Raw genomic sequence first — 15353 nt, 5'->3', positions numbered from 1 at the left:
GCCGGCCGGATGTACCGGCAGGCCCGCTCAGCCTTCGGCGGGCTCGTCGCGGACGAGCGACCGTGACTTGACCAGCAGTTCGCCGCCCTCCCGCACCAGGACGTCGCTGACCGCGTAGCTGGACTCGAAGCGGGTGACCCCCTCCGCCCCGGTGAGGGTGACGAGCGATCCGTAGGAGACGACGAAACTGCCGTCCTCGGCTCTCTCCATCAGGTAGTGGTCGTTCCAGTGCCGGACCACGACGGTCCGGTACCTCGGCAGCGCCTGCTCGGCGTGGGCGAGCATCGCCGCCCTGCCGTCGAGCGACTGCCCCCGGTGGACGTGGTGGGTCACCCCGTCCTCGGTGAACGTCTTCACGTAGGCCTTGACGTCCTGCGCGTCCAGCAGGCTCATCTGATGTGCGTAGAACCGGAGGATGTCGACGTACTGGTCCGTGCTTACCGCTGCCATGCGGCGCCCCCATTCGTCGTGGAGAGAAGCCTTCGGGTGTCTGTTCGGTCGGCCGGTCGGCCGATGTTCCCGGTGTCCCATGCCTCTGCGGTCAACGGCGTCGAGTCCGGCCGCAGTTGGACTTCCAGGTCGAGGGCGGAGCGGAGCACGGCCCGCTGCAGTTTCTGCAGCCGGATGGAGGGCTCCACTCCGAGTTCCCTGCTCAGGGTGTCGCGCAGGGTCCGGAACGACTGGAGCGCCTGCGACTGCCGGCCTGCCCGGTACAGGGAGACCATGTAGTGCGCACAGAGGTTCTCGTGCATCGGGTGCTGGGCGGTCAGCACGGTGAGTTCACTGAGAACCGCGTGGTGCCGGCCGAGCCGGATGTCGGCGCCGATCCTGCTCTCCAGCACGTTGAGCCGGCTCTCCTCCAGCCGGGCGACCTCTATGCTCAGCGGCATCCCGATCCGTACGTCGGCCAGCGCACGGCCCCGCCATTCGGCCAGTGCCCTGCCCAGGTACTGGGACACGGCCTCGTCGTCGGAGTGCTCCATCGCCCGGTTGCCGGCCTCGACGAAGCGCTCGTAGACGCGGACGTCCACGCTCTCCGGGTCGATGTCGAGGAGGTAGCCGTCGAAGCGGGTGACGAGGATCCCCTTGGCCCGACCGCGATTTTCGGCCGTGAGCGCTGAGTCGATCAGCTTGCGCAACTGCAGAATGTACGTCTGCAGCGTTGTACGTACGCTCATCGGTGGGTGGTCCCCCCACAGTTCTTCGATGAGCGTGGGCACCGATACGATACGGCCCGCATTCAGTGCCAGCAGTGCCAGGACTTGACGTGGTTTCGCCGCAGTCGGAGTGACCGACTGCTCGTTCAGGTTGGCGTCCAGTTCCCCTAGTAAACGTATGCTCACGAGTCCCCCTATGGAGCGCAATGACCACCAGTGCAATCCCAGGACGTGCAAAGAATCCTTAAAGCAGGAGTCTTGGTCGAGAATCTTTCCACGCCGAAGCAATAGCGCTTCCGCTAACCGGACTATCCAGCCTTCGATCTTGCCCACCGTAAGAATCCGGCAGACAGTCAGTCAAGCCCTCACCTCTGGCCGCATCGTTGTCCGGAGCACTTGAGTCTGCCTGGAACCGACGCGAAACAGAAGCCCCTCACAGCAGACGAGGCCACAGCACAAAGCTGTGACCACGCCCTTCGCCCCGAAAACGGCATCCCGCCACGTAGGTGACGGCTAGTAGTTGCCCAGGCCGCCGCAGACGTTGAGGGCCTGAGCGGTGATCGATGCCGCCGCGTCACTGGTCAGGTAACCGACAAGTCCAGCCACCTCCTCGGGCGTCGAGTAGCGGCCCAGCGGGATTTTACTGTTGAACTTCTCGAGCACCTGGCTCTCGGTAATGCCCCAATAATCTGCGTACCCCTGCCTGACACGGACGGCCATCGGCGTCTCCACATAGCCGGGGCAGACCGCATTCACGGTGATGCCGCTGGCCGCCAGCTCGAAGCCGACCGACTTGGTGAATCCGATAATTCCATGCTTGGACGCCGTGTACGGCGCGGCCAGCATGACCCCCTGTTTGCCTGCGGTCGAGGCGATGTTGATGACGCGCCCCCACCCGGCGTCGACCATACCGCCATTGGCCAGCACTTCCCTAGTGACCCGGAAAACGCTGTTGAGATTGGTGTCCATTACATCGAGCCAGAGCGACTCGTCCAGCTTCGCCGTCTCTCCACCACCCCCGCGCCCGGCGTTGTTCACCAGAATGTCAATACGGCCGAATCGGTCCACCGCCGTGCGCACGGCGGCCTGTACCTGCTCGGTGGAGGTCACGTCGCAGGAGACCCCGTCGGCGCGGTGGCCGGCGGCACGGAGTTCGTCCACGGTGGCGGTGACGTTCTTCTCGTCGCGCGCGCAGCCGAACACGGTGACGCCCTGCTGCGCGAGGGTCCGTGCGGTGGCCAGGCCGATTCCACTGCTGACACCGGTGATGAAGGCGATTTTCGGGCTCGTCATGGTAGTTCTCCCTGGGAAATACGGATGGGAAGCGGAGAGGGCCGCCCGGGGACGGCGGAGGTCAGGCCGCGCTGAAGGGCAGGCCGCCGTGGAACTCGACCATGTCCCCGAACCCGGCGGCCACATCGATCCGTTCACCCGGAGGCAGGCCCTCCAGTTCGGCGTAGGCGCGGTGCAGATTGCCCGCGAGCCGCTCGGGGTCGACGAGGGCGGCGAACGGGCCGAGGTCGGCCTTCCCGGCAGCCTGCAGCGGGGACAGGCCCGCGCGCAGTCCGTCCTCGGCGATCCCGCGGAGCCGGCGGACATAGGCCTCGGTCGCGTCCAGCGCGTCGGTGCCCGCCACCGCGCCATGGCCCGGGACCACGGTCTCCGGCCGGAGGGCGCGCAGCCGCTCGACCGCCGCGAGCGACCCTTCGACCGAACCCATCAGGAGGAACGGGGTGACGCCCGACCAGATCACGTCCCCGGTGAACAGCACCCTGCGCTCCGGCACCCAGGCGACGACGTCGCTAGCCGTGTGCGCCGGGCCGATCTCCAGCAGTTCGACGGTGAGTCCGCCCAGGCGCAGGGTCATGGCCCCGCGGAAGGTGACGTCGGGCAGGGTGAGCCGGGGCTCGCCCCAGTCGACGCCCGGCCACAGGTGGCAGAGGCCGAGGCCCGCCTCCTCGATGTCGGACCGGGTCTGCTCGTGGCTGATCACCGCAGCGCGGGGAACGAAGTGCTCGTTGCCGAAGACGTGGTCGCCGTGGAAGTGGGTGTTGACCACGAAATCGGGTCCTCCCGGCACCACCCGCCGTGTCTCCTCCCGCAGGTGCAGCGCCCGCGCCCGGGTCGCGACGGTGTCCACCAGCAGGGACCGGTCCGCCCCAGCGACGAGCCCCGCGTTGTTGAGGCACCACCCGCCGGGAAGCTGCTCGTAGACGTGCACGCCCTCGGCGATCTCCCGCAGCCGCGGGAAGGGCGCGCGCACCGGGTCGGGGGCCGGTGCGGCCAGGCCGCTCCCGGCCGGCCGGCCGGGAGCGCTCATCGCACGGCCCGCGCGAACAGCTCCAGGGTCTCCCCCGGACTCGGGCCGTCCAGCGCCTGGAAGATCCGCCGGCCGTCCGCACCGTGCTTGTCCAGGCGGACGTGCGCCAGCTCCACCCGGGTGGAACCGTCCTCCAGCGGGGTGAAGACGACCTCGATCTCGCTGGCGCGCTCGTCGTCCGGGATCGACTGCCAGCGGCCGTCGATCCGCCAGGTCAGCCGCAGCCGCCGCGGCGGGTCCCATTCCAGGACCTTGCCCCAGTCGATCTCGTTGCCCTCGGCGTCCCACTCGTAGTAGCGGCCGTCGACCTTCGGGTCCATGGCCAGACCGACGCGGGGCGTGCGCAGCAGCACGTGCGACGGCGGCCACCAGTCGGCCATCCGCTCGGTGAACGTCTCGAAGCAGCGCTCCGGGGACGCCGCGACGACCACCGACTTCCTGACATCCGGGATCTGCTGGTCTCCCATGGTTCCTCCCACATGATTGCCGGGTTTCGGCCACCCTCGTCCGGCGGGCTCGACCCCGCGCGGAGCACCGCTCGACCTCCCCGGACGGCCCCCGGGTCTCCAACGCGCCTGGATCGTGAGTCAAGGAGCGGCCCGCACTCTGCGAGCCAGGCCGGACCCCTACCCGGCCGGTCATCCGTCACGGAGGGAACACATGGCCCGCAGGGCAGTCATCACCGGCATCGGCGTCGTCGCGCCGAGCGGAATCGGGAGGGAGCCGTTCTGGCAGCTCCTGACCAGCGGCAAAACCGCGACCAGGACGATCACCCAGTTCGACGCGAGCGAGCACCGGTGCCGGGTCGCCGCCGAGTGCGACTTCGACCCGCTCGCGCTGGGACTGACCCGCCAGCAGGCCCGGCGCACCGACCGGGTGTCGCAACTGGCCATGGTGGCCGCCGGGGAGGCCCTCGCGGACAGCGGTCTGGAACTCGACGGCGAGCTCGCCGAGCGCACCGGAGTGGCCATCGGCAGCGCCGTCGGCGGCACGACGACGATGGAGCGGGAGTACGCCGTGCTGTCGAACGGCGGCAAGGACTGGGTCGTCGACCCCTCCTTCGCCCCGCCCCATCTGTACGACTATTTCCTGCCGAGCTCGATCGCCTCGGAAGTCGCCCTGACGACCGGTGCGTTGGGACCCGCGGCGGTGATCTCCACGGGCTGTACCTCGGGGATCGACTCCGTGGGGTACGCGGCCGAGCTGGTCCGGGACGGCAGCGCGGATGTCATGATCACCGGTGCCACCGACGCACCGATCTCCCCCATCACCCTGACGTGCTTCGACGTCATCAAGGCCACCTCCGCCCGCAACGACGACCCGGCGACCGCCTGCCGGCCGTTCGACCGGACCAGGACGGGGCTGATCCTCGGTGAGGGCTCGGCCGTTCTGGTGCTGGAGGAGTACGAGCACGCGCGGCGGCGCGGCGCCACGATCTACGCCGAGGTGGCCGGCTACGCGTCCCGCTGCAACGCCTTCCACATGACCGGGCTCAAGGCGGACGGCAAGGAGATGTCCGAGGCGATCGACCTGGCTCTGGGCGACGCGAGGCTCGACCCGACCGCGATCGACTACGTCAACGCCCACGGCTCGGGCACCAAGCAGAACGACCGGCACGAGACGGCAGCGGTCAAGCTCAGCCTCGGCGACCATGCCTACCGCACGCCGATGAGCGGCATCAAGGCGAGCGTCGGCCATTCCCTGGGGGCGATCGGCTCCATCGAGATCGCGGCCTGCGCGCTGTCCATGCGGCACGGCGTGGTCGTCCCCACGGCCAACCTGCACGAGGCCGATCCCGAGTGCGATCTGGACTACGTGCCGAACACCGCCCGCGAGCGCGAGCTCGGCGCGGTCCTCACCGTCGGCAGTGGTTTCGGCGGATTCCAGAGCGCGATGGTACTCAAGAACCTGGAGCGGAGCGCCTCATGAATCAGGATGTCGTCGTCACCGGCGTCGATGTGATCGCGCCCAACGGGGCCGGACTCGACGCCTATTGGGAAGCGACCCTCAAGGGCGTGTCGGCGATCCGGCCGATCGGCCGGTTCGACGCCGAGGGCTATCCCGTACGGCTGGCCGCCGAGATACCCGAGTTCGACGCGGAGTTCACCTTCCCCAAGAAGCTGACGCCGCAGACGGACCGGCTGACGCGGCTCGCCCTGATCTGTGCCGAGGGTGCCTTGTCCGACGCCGGGGTCGATCCCGCCGAGCTGCCCGAGTACGCGGTCGGCGTGGCCGTCTCCAGCTCCACGGGCGGCCTGGAGTTCGGCCAGCAGCAGCTTCAGCAACTGTGGGGAACCGGCTGGGAGTCGGTCAGCCCGTACATGTCCTTCGCCTGGTACTACGCGGTCAACACCGGCCAGATCTCCATCAGGAGCGGCATGCGGGGGCCGGGCGGGGTCGTGGTCTCGGAGCAGGCCGGCGGCCTGGACTCGATGGCCTTCGCCCGCAGGCGGGTCCGCAAGGGGACGCAGGTGATGACGACGGGCGGCTTCGACAGCCTGCTGTGCCCGTACGGGATCTCCACCGTCGCGGCGGCGCCCGGGGTCAGCGGCAGCGCCGACCCGGACCGGGCGTATCTGCCCTTCCGTGCGGACTCCACCGGCTTCGTGCCGGGCGAGGGCGGCGCGGTGCTGGTCCTGGAGCCCCGCACGGTCGCCGAGGAGCGCGGTGCGGAGACGGTGTACGGGGTGGTGGCCGGGCATGGGGCGGCGTTCGACCCGGATGTGACCGGGTCCGGGGGCGACGGTCTGCTCCGGGCGGCCCGCGCGGCGCTCTCGGACGCCGGGCTCACCCCTGACGACGTCGACGTGGTGTTCGCCGACGCGTCCGGCAGCGTTCCGCTCGACCGGGCCGAGGCGGCGGCGATCGAGCGGCTCTTCGGGGCACGGCGGGTGCCGGTCAGCGCGCCCAAGTCACTGGTGGGCCGGCTGATATCCGGCGGTTCCGCCCTGGATGTCGTCACCGCGCTGCTGAGCCTGCGTGACGGGGTCGTACCGGCGGTGCCCGGCACGGTGCGCGATCTCGTCGACCCCAGGATCGACCTGGTCGTCGGCGAGCCGCGCACCGCGAGCCTGCGTTGTGCGCTGGTGCTGGCCCGGGGGCACGGCGGTTTCGCCTCGGCGATGGTCCTCACCGCCCCGTGAGCCGGAGGCGGCGCGGCCGTCCCGGTCAGCGCCGCTTGCCCGCCGGCACCACGAAACGCGTGTACAGCAGATCGCGGACGACGTCGTCGCCGCCCTCGACCAGACCGACGTACCGCAGGTCGCGCACCAGCTTCCCGACCGGGTGGTCGTGGGTGTAGCCGAGACCGCCGAACATCTCGGACCCCGTGGTGGCCACCTGCCAGCCGGCCTGGCCGCAGTACATCTTCGCGGCCAGCGCCGAGCGCAGTGTGCCGGTCCGGTACAGGGCGGAGGCCGGTTCGGCGCCCGACAGGTACCGGTCGAACTCCGCCGCGGCCGCCCGGCACTGGTGGCGCATCACGTCGATGAGCATCTCGATCTGGCCGAGCTTCCCGGCGAACACGGCGTTGTCCGCCAGCCGGGCGCCCTTGACCTGCTTCACCGCCGCGTACTCCATACAGAGATCGCGGACCCGGCGGGACACCCCGATCGCGGTGGAGGCGATCAGGATCCTGCTGGCGTTGAGCCCCATCTCCAGGTTGCGCAGCCCATTGCCGCGCAGGGTGTGCGCGGCGGGTACCGAACAGTCCTGGAGCCGGACCCGGTAGGTGGCGGAGCCCCGCATGCCGACCATGTCCCAGCGCTTGACGATCTCCACCCCGGGTGTGTCGCGCGGGACGAGCAGCACGCGGAAGTCGGCCGCGTCCTCGGCGTCCCGGGCCACCACCAGCAGCAGTCCGGCCGCGTCCGCGTTGGTGGAGAAGTACTTGTCACCGTCGAGGACCAGTCGATCGCCGTCGCGCCGGAACGTGGTGCTGATCCGGGCGAGTTCGCTGCCGGCCTCCTCCTCGCTGGCGAGGATCGCGCAGACGCCGCCGTCGCGGGCCAGCCGCTCCAGCGGCTCGCGCACCAGCTCGTCGTCGCCGCAGAGCTGGAGCATGGTGGTACCGAGGATGGAGAGGAACGACCCGAAGGCGAACCCGGCGTCTCCGTAGGCGAGTTCGGAGACGATGTCGACGCTGTCGACCAGGGGGACCCCCTGCCCGCCGTAGGCGGCGGGGATCCACCAATTGGCGAGACCGGCCTCGTGCAGCCGGGCCGACTCCCGGGTGGGCGCCTCCGGGAGGCTGTCGAGATGGTCGGTCCGGGGCAGGACCTCCGCGTGCACGAAGGTCCGTACCCGCTCCAGCAGACCGTCCGTCATCGAAGCCTCCCGGCCGTCGTCGCCGCTCACGCCGCCTGGGAGAGCTGCTGGTTGAAGACGTCGAGGAAGTCCCTGGGCGTCTCGATCTCCGATATCCCGTCCTCCGGGAGCTTGAGCTTGAAGTGCTGCTCCAGGCTGCTCGTCGTCGCGATGACGGCGAGCGAGTCGAAGCCCAGGTCGGTCAGCCGGGTGTCCAGGATGTCCCCGGAGAGGTCGATCGTCTCGTCCTCCCCCATCGCGCTCTTCAGGAACGTCCTCAGCTCGTCGATCGTCAGTTCGGCCATGGCGGATCGCCTTTCTCGTCGGGTGTGACTGCGGTCGGTGCGGACTGCGTGTGGTTCAGCGGGCCTCGACGTACTCCTGGGCCCTGGCCAGCGTCGCCCGGCTGTTCGCGCCCAGGGAGTCGCGCACGGCCTTGCGGGCCTCTTCGAGTGACGCGGGCGGGTTGGGCAGCGCCGCGATGCCCTCGGGGTCGAGGATCACCCGGTGCCGGGAGGTCACCTCGACCACACCGTCGGCGGGCGAGGTGAACAGCCACTCGCCGTTGTGCGCCTGGAGCGCGGGCGGCAGCTTCACCTGCTTGTAGGCGATGCGCTTCTGCGGCTCGCAGACCCGGCCCGAGACGGTCGTGTGGACCGAGCCGTCCGGTGAGCGGGTGTCCATCTCCATGTGCTGGAGACCCTCGACGTCCTCGCGGAGCCCGATGCGCAGCACGTGCGGGATGCGGTCCGGCCAGTGCCGCACGTCGTACAGGAAGTCGTACGTGTCCTTCAGGGAGCCGCGGATGGTCAGCGAGTCGGAGAAGTCCAGCAGGAGTTCCCGCTCGTTCTCACCCCGCTCGACCGCCCGGCGCAGGTGCTCCAGCTCTGATGTGCTGTTGTCCTCCACCGCCCGTGCGATACGGGCGAGTTGGGCCGGGTTGTCGCCGGTGGCGCGATAGAAGTGGTCGAGGACGACCGTGCTGGTCCCGTCGCCGTGCTCCGTCACCGACCACGCGCCGCCCATCTCGGCGACCGGGTCGGTGGGAGTGGCCTGCTCGAACTCGACCCGGTGCGCCTCGGGGCGCAGCCGGCGACGGGACTCCCAGGTCCGGATCTCGTCGTTGGCCATGGCCCAGATCCGGATGCGTTCCTCACGGTCGTCCCCCGACACCCGCTCGGCCCGGAGCGTGGGCGGGAAGTACAGCGGCCACAGCCCGACGTCGGACACGACGCGGTACACGGCGTCCGCCCCGGCGGGCACTGTGATCGTGTGGGTCACCTCGGTCTTGCTCATCTCGAACCCTTCCTCCCGGTCCGCGAACGCGGTACGGGGAATCTGGCAGGGCCACGTCGAGCGGCCCTACAGTGGTGATCCAGCGGCCCCTCACGCCTCGCCGAGCGCCTTGATCATGGATTCGACCAGGGCGCGCGGCGTCGGGTTCTTCAGGACCACGTCGGCCGGCAGCCGCAGTCCGGTGGCCGCGTTGAGCCGGTTGCGCAGGTCGACGCTGAGCAGCGAGTCGAAGCCGAGGTCCCGGAAACCCTCGTCCGTCCCGACCGCGGAGGCGTCCCCGTAGCCGAGCACGTCGGCGGCGTGGGAGCGCACGAGCGTCAGGAACGCCTCGTCGGAGGGCTGTTCCGCGGGAAGCGCCCCGGTCTGCCGTGCCTGCCCGGTCTCCTGAGGCCCTTCGGCGGGGAGGTCGCGGCTCCCGGTCGGGGCGGGCGCGTCGTCCGGGCCGGTCAGTTCATCGAACAGGCGGGCGGCCCTGCTGCCCGGCCGGATGCCGGTGAGCGCGGGCCGCAGCGGCACCCGGAGCGATCCCGCCGATGCGAGCGCCTCGTCCAGCAGCCGCAGCGCTCGGTCCGTGGCGAGGGGCGCGATCCCGATGCCCGCCAGGGCGCCGACGGCCCGCTCGGACAGGTGCGCGGTCATCCCGGTCTGCTCCGCCCACAGCCCCCAGGCCACCGAGGTGGCCTCCAGGCCCTGGGCCCGCCGGTGCTGGGCGAGCGCGTCGAGGAAGGTGTTGGCCGCCGTGTAGTTGGCCTGGCCCGGACTGCCGATCACTCCGGACGCCGAGGAGAACAGGACGAACGCCGACAGGTCGAGATCGCGGGTGAGGTCGTGGAGGTGCCACGCTCCGTGTGCCTTGGGGGCCGTCACCGCGCGTAGCCGGGCGGGGGTGAGCTGGGTGAGCGGCGCGTCGGCGAGCACCCCCGCGGTGTGGAAGACGCTGCCGGGCGGGTTCTCGGCGATCACCTTGGCGAGCGCGGCCCGGTCGGTGACGTCGCAGGCCACCACGGTCGCCTCCGCCCCGGACGCGGCCAGTTCGGCCCGCAGTTCCGTCGCTCCCGGGGTGTCCGGGCCGCGGCGGCTCAGCAACAGCAGCCTGCGGACCCCGTGCGCGGCGACGAGATGGCGGGCCACCTGGGCGCCCAGCCCGTCGGTACCGCCGGTGACGAGTGCGGGCCGGCCCGGGTCGACGGCGCGCGGCATGGTCAGGACGAGCTTGCCGCGCTGCTTGGCCCGGCTCAGCATCCGCAACGGCGTACGGCCCTCGTGGACGTCCCAGGTGCGCAGCGGCAGATGAGCCAGGGCGCCGCTCTCGAACAGGGCGATCAGCTCGTCCAGCACCTCGCCGATGCGGCCGGGGGAGATTCCCAGGATGTTGTAGGCCCGGTAGGTGATGCCCGGGTGGTCGGCCTCGGTCCGCCCGATGTCGCGGATGTCGGTCTTCCCCATCTCCGCGAACCGTCCGCCCGGGGCGAGCAGCCCCAGCGAGGCGTCGATCGCTTCCTTGGCGAGGGAGTTGAGGACGACGTCCACGCCGCGTCCGCCGGTGACGGCACGGAAGGCGTCGGCGAAGTCCAGGGTGCGGGAGGAGGCGATGTGGTCCTCGGGAACGCCCCAGGCGCGCAGGGTGTCCTGCTTGCCGGCGCTCGCGGTGGCGAACACCTCGCCGCCCAGGTGACGCACCAGTTGGATCGCGGCGAGTCCGACGCCACCGGTGGCGGTGTGGATGAGCACCGACTCGCCGGGGCGGACATCGGCCACCTCGACCAGGCACTGGTAGGCGGTGATGAACACGATCGGCACGCTCGCGGCCTGTGCGTGGCTCCACCCGGCCGGGAGGGGTTTGACCATGCGCTCGTCGGCGACCGCGAGCGGGCCCAGGGAGCGTTCGAAGACGCCGAACACCTGGTCCCCCGCGGCGAACCGGGTGACGTCGGCGCCGGTTTCGACGACGACGCCCGACCCTTCGCTGCCCATGGTCTTCTCACTGGCCACCAGCCCGAGGCCGACCGCGATGTCGCGGAAGTTGAGCCCGGCCGCGCGGACCTCGATGCGGACCTCCCGGGGACCGAGGGGGGCCTCCGCCTCCGGATGGGGCAGCAGGGCGAGGTGGTCGAGGGTCCCCTTGCTGGTCACGTCGAGCCGCCAGGCGCGGTGGCCGTCCGGCTCCCGGAGCGTGCCGCCGGACGGCATCCGCAGCCGGGGGCGGAGCAGTGCCCCGGCCCGGACCGCCAGCTCCGGTTCGCCGGTGGCCAGAGCGTGCGGCAGCGCCCGCAGCGACGCCGGGTCGTCGTCGATGTCGATCAGCTGGAAGGCGTCGGGGTGTTCCGCCTGGGCGGATCTGACCAGCCCGGTGATCACCGAGGAGGCCAGCCGGCGCACCGGTTCGCGGTCGACGACGGACTGCGCGCCCCGGGTGAGCACGGCCAGGCGCGCCGAGGAGAACCCGGGGTCCGCCAGCCAGCTCTGCAGCAGGTCGGTCGTCTCCCCGGCGAGCGCGTCCACATCGGCCGGCAGCGTGTCCTCGCTCCCGTCGCCGCCGAGAGCGGTGACGAGGACCGCGGGCGCGGGCCGGGCGACCCCGTCGAGCCCGGGGAAGTCGTGCGCCGCACCCAGTCCGGGGGTGGACAGCGCCGCCCACGCGTCCGGGGCGAGCGCCTCGGGAGTCTCCGGGACCGGGGCCCAGTGCAGGGCGAACCCCGCTCCCTCCTCGTCGAGGTCTCCGGGCGCCGCTTCCTGCGCGAGGGGGCGCATCGTGAGCGAGGCGACGGTGGCGACGGTCCGGCCCAGCGGGTCCGCACAGTGCACGGTGACCTCGTCGCCCTCGGTGCTGATGCGCACCCGCAGGTCACGGGTCGTGGAAGGCGCGAGGGTGACGTCCCGCCAGGCGAAGGGGACCACCAGTTCGCCGCCGCTCTGGAGGACCGCGGCGTGCAGGGCGGCGTCGAGCAGTGCCGGGTGCGCGGTAGCTCCGGAGCCTTCCGCGGTCCCGTCGGGCAGAGTCACCTCGGCGAATATGTCGGTGCCGCGCACCCACATCCCGCGCAGCCCGGCGAAAGCCGGACCGTAGCCGTAACCGCGCGCGGCCAGCCGCTGGTAGGCGTCGCTCAGGTCGATGCGGGAGGCGTCGGCGGGCGGCCAGGCGGCCGGGGCCGCCGTGTCCGCCTGCGGGCTCCCGGGGGCCAGCACGCCGGAGGCGTGGGCCGTCCAGGCTTCCGCGTCGGCGGGGCGGGCGTGGACGGTGAGTCGGCGGTGGCCCGCGGCGTCCGCCGGTTCCAGCAGCACGCGGAGATCGGCCGCGGTGTCCTCGGGGGAGGTCAGCGGAACGCCCAGGGTCAGCTCCTGGACGACGGGCAGCCCGGCCGACCGTCCCGCCTCGGCGAGCAGCGCCAGGAAGGCTGTCGCCGGGACGAGCGCGGTGCCGCGCACCCGGTGGTCGGCGAGCCAGGGGTGACGCGCCGGGTCGAGACGCGCGGCGAACACCGTCGCTCCCGTCGGCAGTTCGAGTGACCGCAACGTGAAGTCGCCCGTGTCCGGACCGGCTTCGGAGGCGGGTACGACTGCCGGGGCACTCGTCCAGTAGCGGCTGCGGTCGAAGGCGTAGGTCGGCAGCTCGACCCGTCGGCCCGGCGGCTGGAGCGGACCGAGGTCCACGGGGACGCCGACGGCCTGGGCGGCGGCGGCCGAGGTGAGGAACTGCCCGGGGCCTCCGCTGCCGCGCCGGACGGTGTCCAGGACGGAGCCGCGCACTCCCGCGGCCTCCAGGATCGCCTGCAGGCCGAAGGTGAGGACCGGGTGCGGGCTGATCTCGACGAACACCCGGTGTCTGCGGTCCACGAGCCGCTGGACGGCCGCCTGGAAGCGCACGGGGTTGCGCAGGTTCTCGAACCAGTACGAGGCGTCCATGGCCGAGGCCTCGATCGGCTCGCCGGTGAGCGTCGAATACACCGGCACGGTCCCGGGGCCCGGGGCGATGCCGGCCAGCCCCTCGGCCAGCGGTTCGCGCAGGACGTCCATGGCCTCGGTGTGCGAGGCGTAGTCGACCTCGATGCGCCGGGCGTCGATCCCGTGCGCCTCGCAGACGGCCAGCAGGTCCTCCAACGCCTGGACACCGCCCGCGACGACCGTGCTGGAAGGCCCGTTGAGCGCGGCGATCCCGGCCTTCCCGTTCGTCCCGTCCGCCGCGTCCAGCAGTCCCTGGGTCGCTTCCGCGCCCAGCGGCACGGAGACCATTCCGCCGCTGCCCGCGACCGAGTGCAGGGCCTTGCTCCGCAGGGCGACGATCCGGCACGCGTCGTCGAGGGTGAGCACCCCGGCCACGTACGCCGCGGCGATCTCACCCTGCGAGTGGCCGACGACGGCCGCGGGCCGCACCCCGGCCGCCTCCCACATCCGGGCCAGCGACACCATCACCGCGAACAGCGCGGGCTGGACGACGTCGACGCGGTCCAGGTCCTCGCCGCGCAGCACGTCGGACAGCCGCCAGTCGACGTACGGATCCAGGGCCCGCTCGCACGCCTCGACGCTGCGGCGGAACGGCTCGGAGCGGTCCATCAGCTCCCGGCCCATCCCCCGCCACTGCGACCCCTGGCCGGGGAAGACGAACACCGGTCCGGCGGAGCCCTGGCGGGCCTCGCCGCTCAGCACGGTCGGCGATCGGTAGCGGCCGGGCGAGGTGGGGGCGTGGGTCCCCGACGCCAACTGGCCGAGTCCGCGGGCGAGGTCAGCGGCGTCGTCGGCGACCACGGCGCCCCGGTGGGCGAAGCGGGTACGGGAGCGGAGCACCCGGGAGACGTCCTCGGGCGCGGTGTCCGGGGCGTCGGTGAGGAACGCGCCGAGGGCCGCAGCCTGGGTGCGCAGGGCGTCGGGGCTCGGGGCGGACAGCTGCCAGACGTGGGGGCCTCCGGCGGGTGCGTCGTCCTCCGTCGGCTCCGGGGCGGGGGCACGGACGGCCTCTTCCAGGACCACGTGGGCGTTGGTTCCGCTGATGCCGAAGGAGGAGACCCCGGCACGCCGGGGGCCGTCCTCCGCCCGGTTCCAGTCGCGGGCCTCGTGCAGCAGGGCGAGACCGCTGCTCCCCCAGTCCACGTGCCGGCTCGGGGTGCCCGTGTGCAGGGTGGCGGGCATCACGCTGGCGCGCATCGCCTGCACGACCTTGATCACGCCGCCCACGCCGGCGGCGGCCTGCGCGTGTCCCAGATTGGACTTCAGCGAGCCGAGCCACAGCGGGTGCTCCGCGGTACGGCCCGAGCCGTAGGCCGCCGCCAGCGCGCGGGCTTCGATCGGGTCGCCCAGTTCGGTGCCGGTACCGTGCCCCTCCACCAGGTCGATGGTGTGCGGGTGGAGCCCCGCCCGGTCCAGGGCGAGCGAGATGACCTTCTCCTGGGCGGACTTGCTGGGCGCGGTCAGCCCGTTGCTCGCACCGTCCTGGTTGGTGGCGCTGCCCCGGATCAGGGCGAGGATCTCGTGGCCGTGGGCGAGGGCGTCCGACTGCCGCTCCAGCAGGAGCAGGCCGGCGCCCTCCGACCAGGCGGTGCCGTTGGCGTCGTCGGAGTAGGAGCGGCAGCGTCCGTCCGGGGACAGTCCGCCCTGGCGGCTGAAGTCGATGAACATGCCGGGGGTCGGCATCACCGCGACCCCGCCGGCCAGCGCGCGGTCGCACTCGCCGCGGAGCAGCGCCTGGACAGCGAGGTGCAGGGCGACCAGCGAGGAGGAGCAGGCGGTGTCGACGGTGAGTGCGGGGCCGCGCAGGCCGAACCAGTAGGCGATGCGGCCCGACGCGACGCTGGTGGTGCTGCCGGTGATCCGGTAGCCGCCCGCGTCCTCGTTGTCCTCGTGCAGCCGGGGTCCGTACTCCTGGGCCATCGCGCCGACGAACACGCCGGTGTCGCTGCCGGCCAGCACGTCCTTGTCGAGGCCGGCCCGTTCGAAGGTCTCCCATGCCACTTCGAGGAGCAGCCGCTGCTGCGGGTCCATCCCGGCGGCTTCGCGGGGTGAGATGCCGAAGAACTTGGCGTCGAACAGGTCCGCGTCGTGGACGAACCCACCGTGCCGCGTGCTGGAGCGGCCGTCGGCATCGGCCAGGTCCCAGCCGCGGTTGCCGGGGAACGGGGAGATGGCGTCGCCGCCGGACGCGACGAGCCGCCAGAGGTCCTCCGGGGACCGTACGCCTCCCGGATACCGGCAGCCCATGGACACGATGGCGATCGGTTCCTGGCCCTCGTGGGGAGCAGGTATTTCCTGGGTCATGGTGCTCAAGGCCTTTCGTCGCGTGGAAG

General features: G+C 71.7%; 11 protein-coding genes. 2 read left to right on the top strand and 9 right to left on the bottom strand.

Annotated elements, in window-relative coordinates; all coding sequences use genetic code 11:
* Positions 1–27: 27 nt before the first annotated feature.
* From IE134_RS29755 to IE134_RS29735, 5 genes are all read right to left on the bottom strand, one after another.
* A complete protein-coding gene (locus tag IE134_RS29755) occupies positions 28–450 on the bottom strand; it encodes a nuclear transport factor 2 family protein (protein WP_030720905.1) in 423 nt (140 codons plus the stop codon).
* Positions 438–1343, bottom strand: a complete 906-nt coding sequence (locus IE134_RS29750) for an AfsR/SARP family transcriptional regulator (protein WP_078614526.1) — start codon at positions 1341–1343, stop codon at positions 438–440. The genes IE134_RS29755 and IE134_RS29750 overlap by 13 nt, the downstream gene beginning before the upstream one ends.
* A 327-nt stretch (positions 1344–1670) precedes the next feature.
* On the bottom strand, positions 1671–2450 hold the full coding sequence (locus tag IE134_RS29745) for an SDR family NAD(P)-dependent oxidoreductase (RefSeq protein WP_030720911.1): 780 nt from the start codon (positions 2448–2450) through the stop codon (positions 1671–1673).
* A 61-nt stretch (positions 2451–2511) separates the two neighbouring features.
* Positions 2512–3477 (bottom strand): MBL fold metallo-hydrolase, encoded by a 966-nt coding sequence (locus tag IE134_RS29740; RefSeq protein WP_126932508.1) that lies wholly within the window; start codon positions 3475–3477, stop codon positions 2512–2514.
* Entirely contained in the window at positions 3474–3944 is a 471-nt protein-coding gene (locus tag IE134_RS29735) for an SRPBCC family protein (protein ID WP_030720917.1), read from the bottom strand. Before IE134_RS29735 ends, IE134_RS29740 begins: the two co-directional genes overlap by 4 nt.
* A 193-nt stretch (positions 3945–4137) precedes the next feature.
* On the opposite strand from IE134_RS29735, the gene IE134_RS29730 reads away from it, so the two are divergent.
* Positions 4138–5406, top strand: coding sequence for a beta-ketoacyl-[acyl-carrier-protein] synthase family protein (locus tag IE134_RS29730; protein WP_189432245.1), 1269 nt, complete (start codon positions 4138–4140; stop codon positions 5404–5406).
* Positions 5403–6620 carry a beta-ketoacyl synthase N-terminal-like domain-containing protein gene (locus tag IE134_RS29725; protein ID WP_030720922.1) on the top strand — a complete coding sequence of 406 codons (1218 nt, stop codon included), beginning with the start codon at positions 5403–5405 and terminating at the stop codon, positions 6618–6620. The genes IE134_RS29730 and IE134_RS29725 overlap by 4 nt, the downstream gene beginning before the upstream one ends.
* A 25-nt stretch (positions 6621–6645) precedes the next feature.
* On the opposite strand, the gene IE134_RS29720 is transcribed toward IE134_RS29725, so the two are convergent.
* The 4 genes from IE134_RS29720 to IE134_RS29705 all read right to left on the bottom strand — a co-directional run bounded on the left by IE134_RS29720 (position 6646) and on the right by IE134_RS29705 (position 15333).
* Positions 6646–7833 (bottom strand): acyl-CoA dehydrogenase family protein, encoded by a 1188-nt coding sequence (locus IE134_RS29720; RefSeq protein ID WP_229823766.1) that lies wholly within the window; start codon positions 7831–7833, stop codon positions 6646–6648.
* Positions 7830–8087, bottom strand: coding sequence for an acyl carrier protein (locus tag IE134_RS29715; protein WP_030720928.1), 258 nt, complete (start codon positions 8085–8087; stop codon positions 7830–7832). Before IE134_RS29715 ends, IE134_RS29720 begins: the two co-directional genes overlap by 4 nt.
* A 55-nt stretch (positions 8088–8142) precedes the next feature.
* The gene (locus IE134_RS29710; RefSeq protein WP_189432243.1) at positions 8143–9078 is read right to left on the bottom strand and encodes an aromatase/cyclase; all 936 of its coding nucleotides are present in this window, start codon (positions 9076–9078) and stop codon (positions 8143–8145) included.
* Between the two features lie 90 nt (positions 9079–9168).
* The gene (locus IE134_RS29705) at positions 9169–15333 is read right to left on the bottom strand and encodes a type I polyketide synthase (protein ID WP_189432242.1); all 6165 of its coding nucleotides are present in this window, start codon (positions 15331–15333) and stop codon (positions 9169–9171) included.
* Positions 15334–15353: the final 20 nt, after the last annotated feature.

It is taken from the genome of Streptomyces rubiginosohelvolus (assembly GCF_014649875.1).
In the GTDB taxonomy this organism is placed as follows: domain Bacteria; phylum Actinomycetota; class Actinomycetes; order Streptomycetales; family Streptomycetaceae; genus Streptomyces; species Streptomyces rubiginosohelvolus.
The sequence above is the reverse complement of the archived record's forward strand: the minus strand, read 5'-3'. Positions and strand labels throughout refer to the sequence as shown.

Coding starts and splice junctions, on each gene's coding strand:
- IE134_RS29725 (WP_030720922.1), top strand. CDS start 5,403: ATGAATCAGGATGTCGTCGTCACCGGCGTCGATGTGATCGCGCCCAAC.
- IE134_RS29745 (WP_030720911.1), bottom strand. CDS start 2,450: ATGACGAGCCCGAAAATCGCCTTCATCACCGGTGTCAGCAGTGGAATC.
- IE134_RS29715 (WP_030720928.1), bottom strand. CDS start 8,087: ATGGCCGAACTGACGATCGACGAGCTGAGGACGTTCCTGAAGAGCGCG.
- IE134_RS29735 (WP_030720917.1), bottom strand. CDS start 3,944: ATGGGAGACCAGCAGATCCCGGATGTCAGGAAGTCGGTGGTCGTCGCG.
- IE134_RS29755 (WP_030720905.1), bottom strand. CDS start 450: ATGGCAGCGGTAAGCACGGACCAGTACGTCGACATCCTCCGGTTCTAC.
- IE134_RS29710 (WP_189432243.1), bottom strand. CDS start 9,078: ATGAGCAAGACCGAGGTGACCCACACGATCACAGTGCCCGCCGGGGCG.
- IE134_RS29740 (WP_126932508.1), bottom strand. CDS start 3,477: ATGAGCGCTCCCGGCCGGCCGGCCGGGAGCGGCCTGGCCGCACCGGCC.
- IE134_RS29730 (WP_189432245.1), top strand. CDS start 4,138: ATGGCCCGCAGGGCAGTCATCACCGGCATCGGCGTCGTCGCGCCGAGC.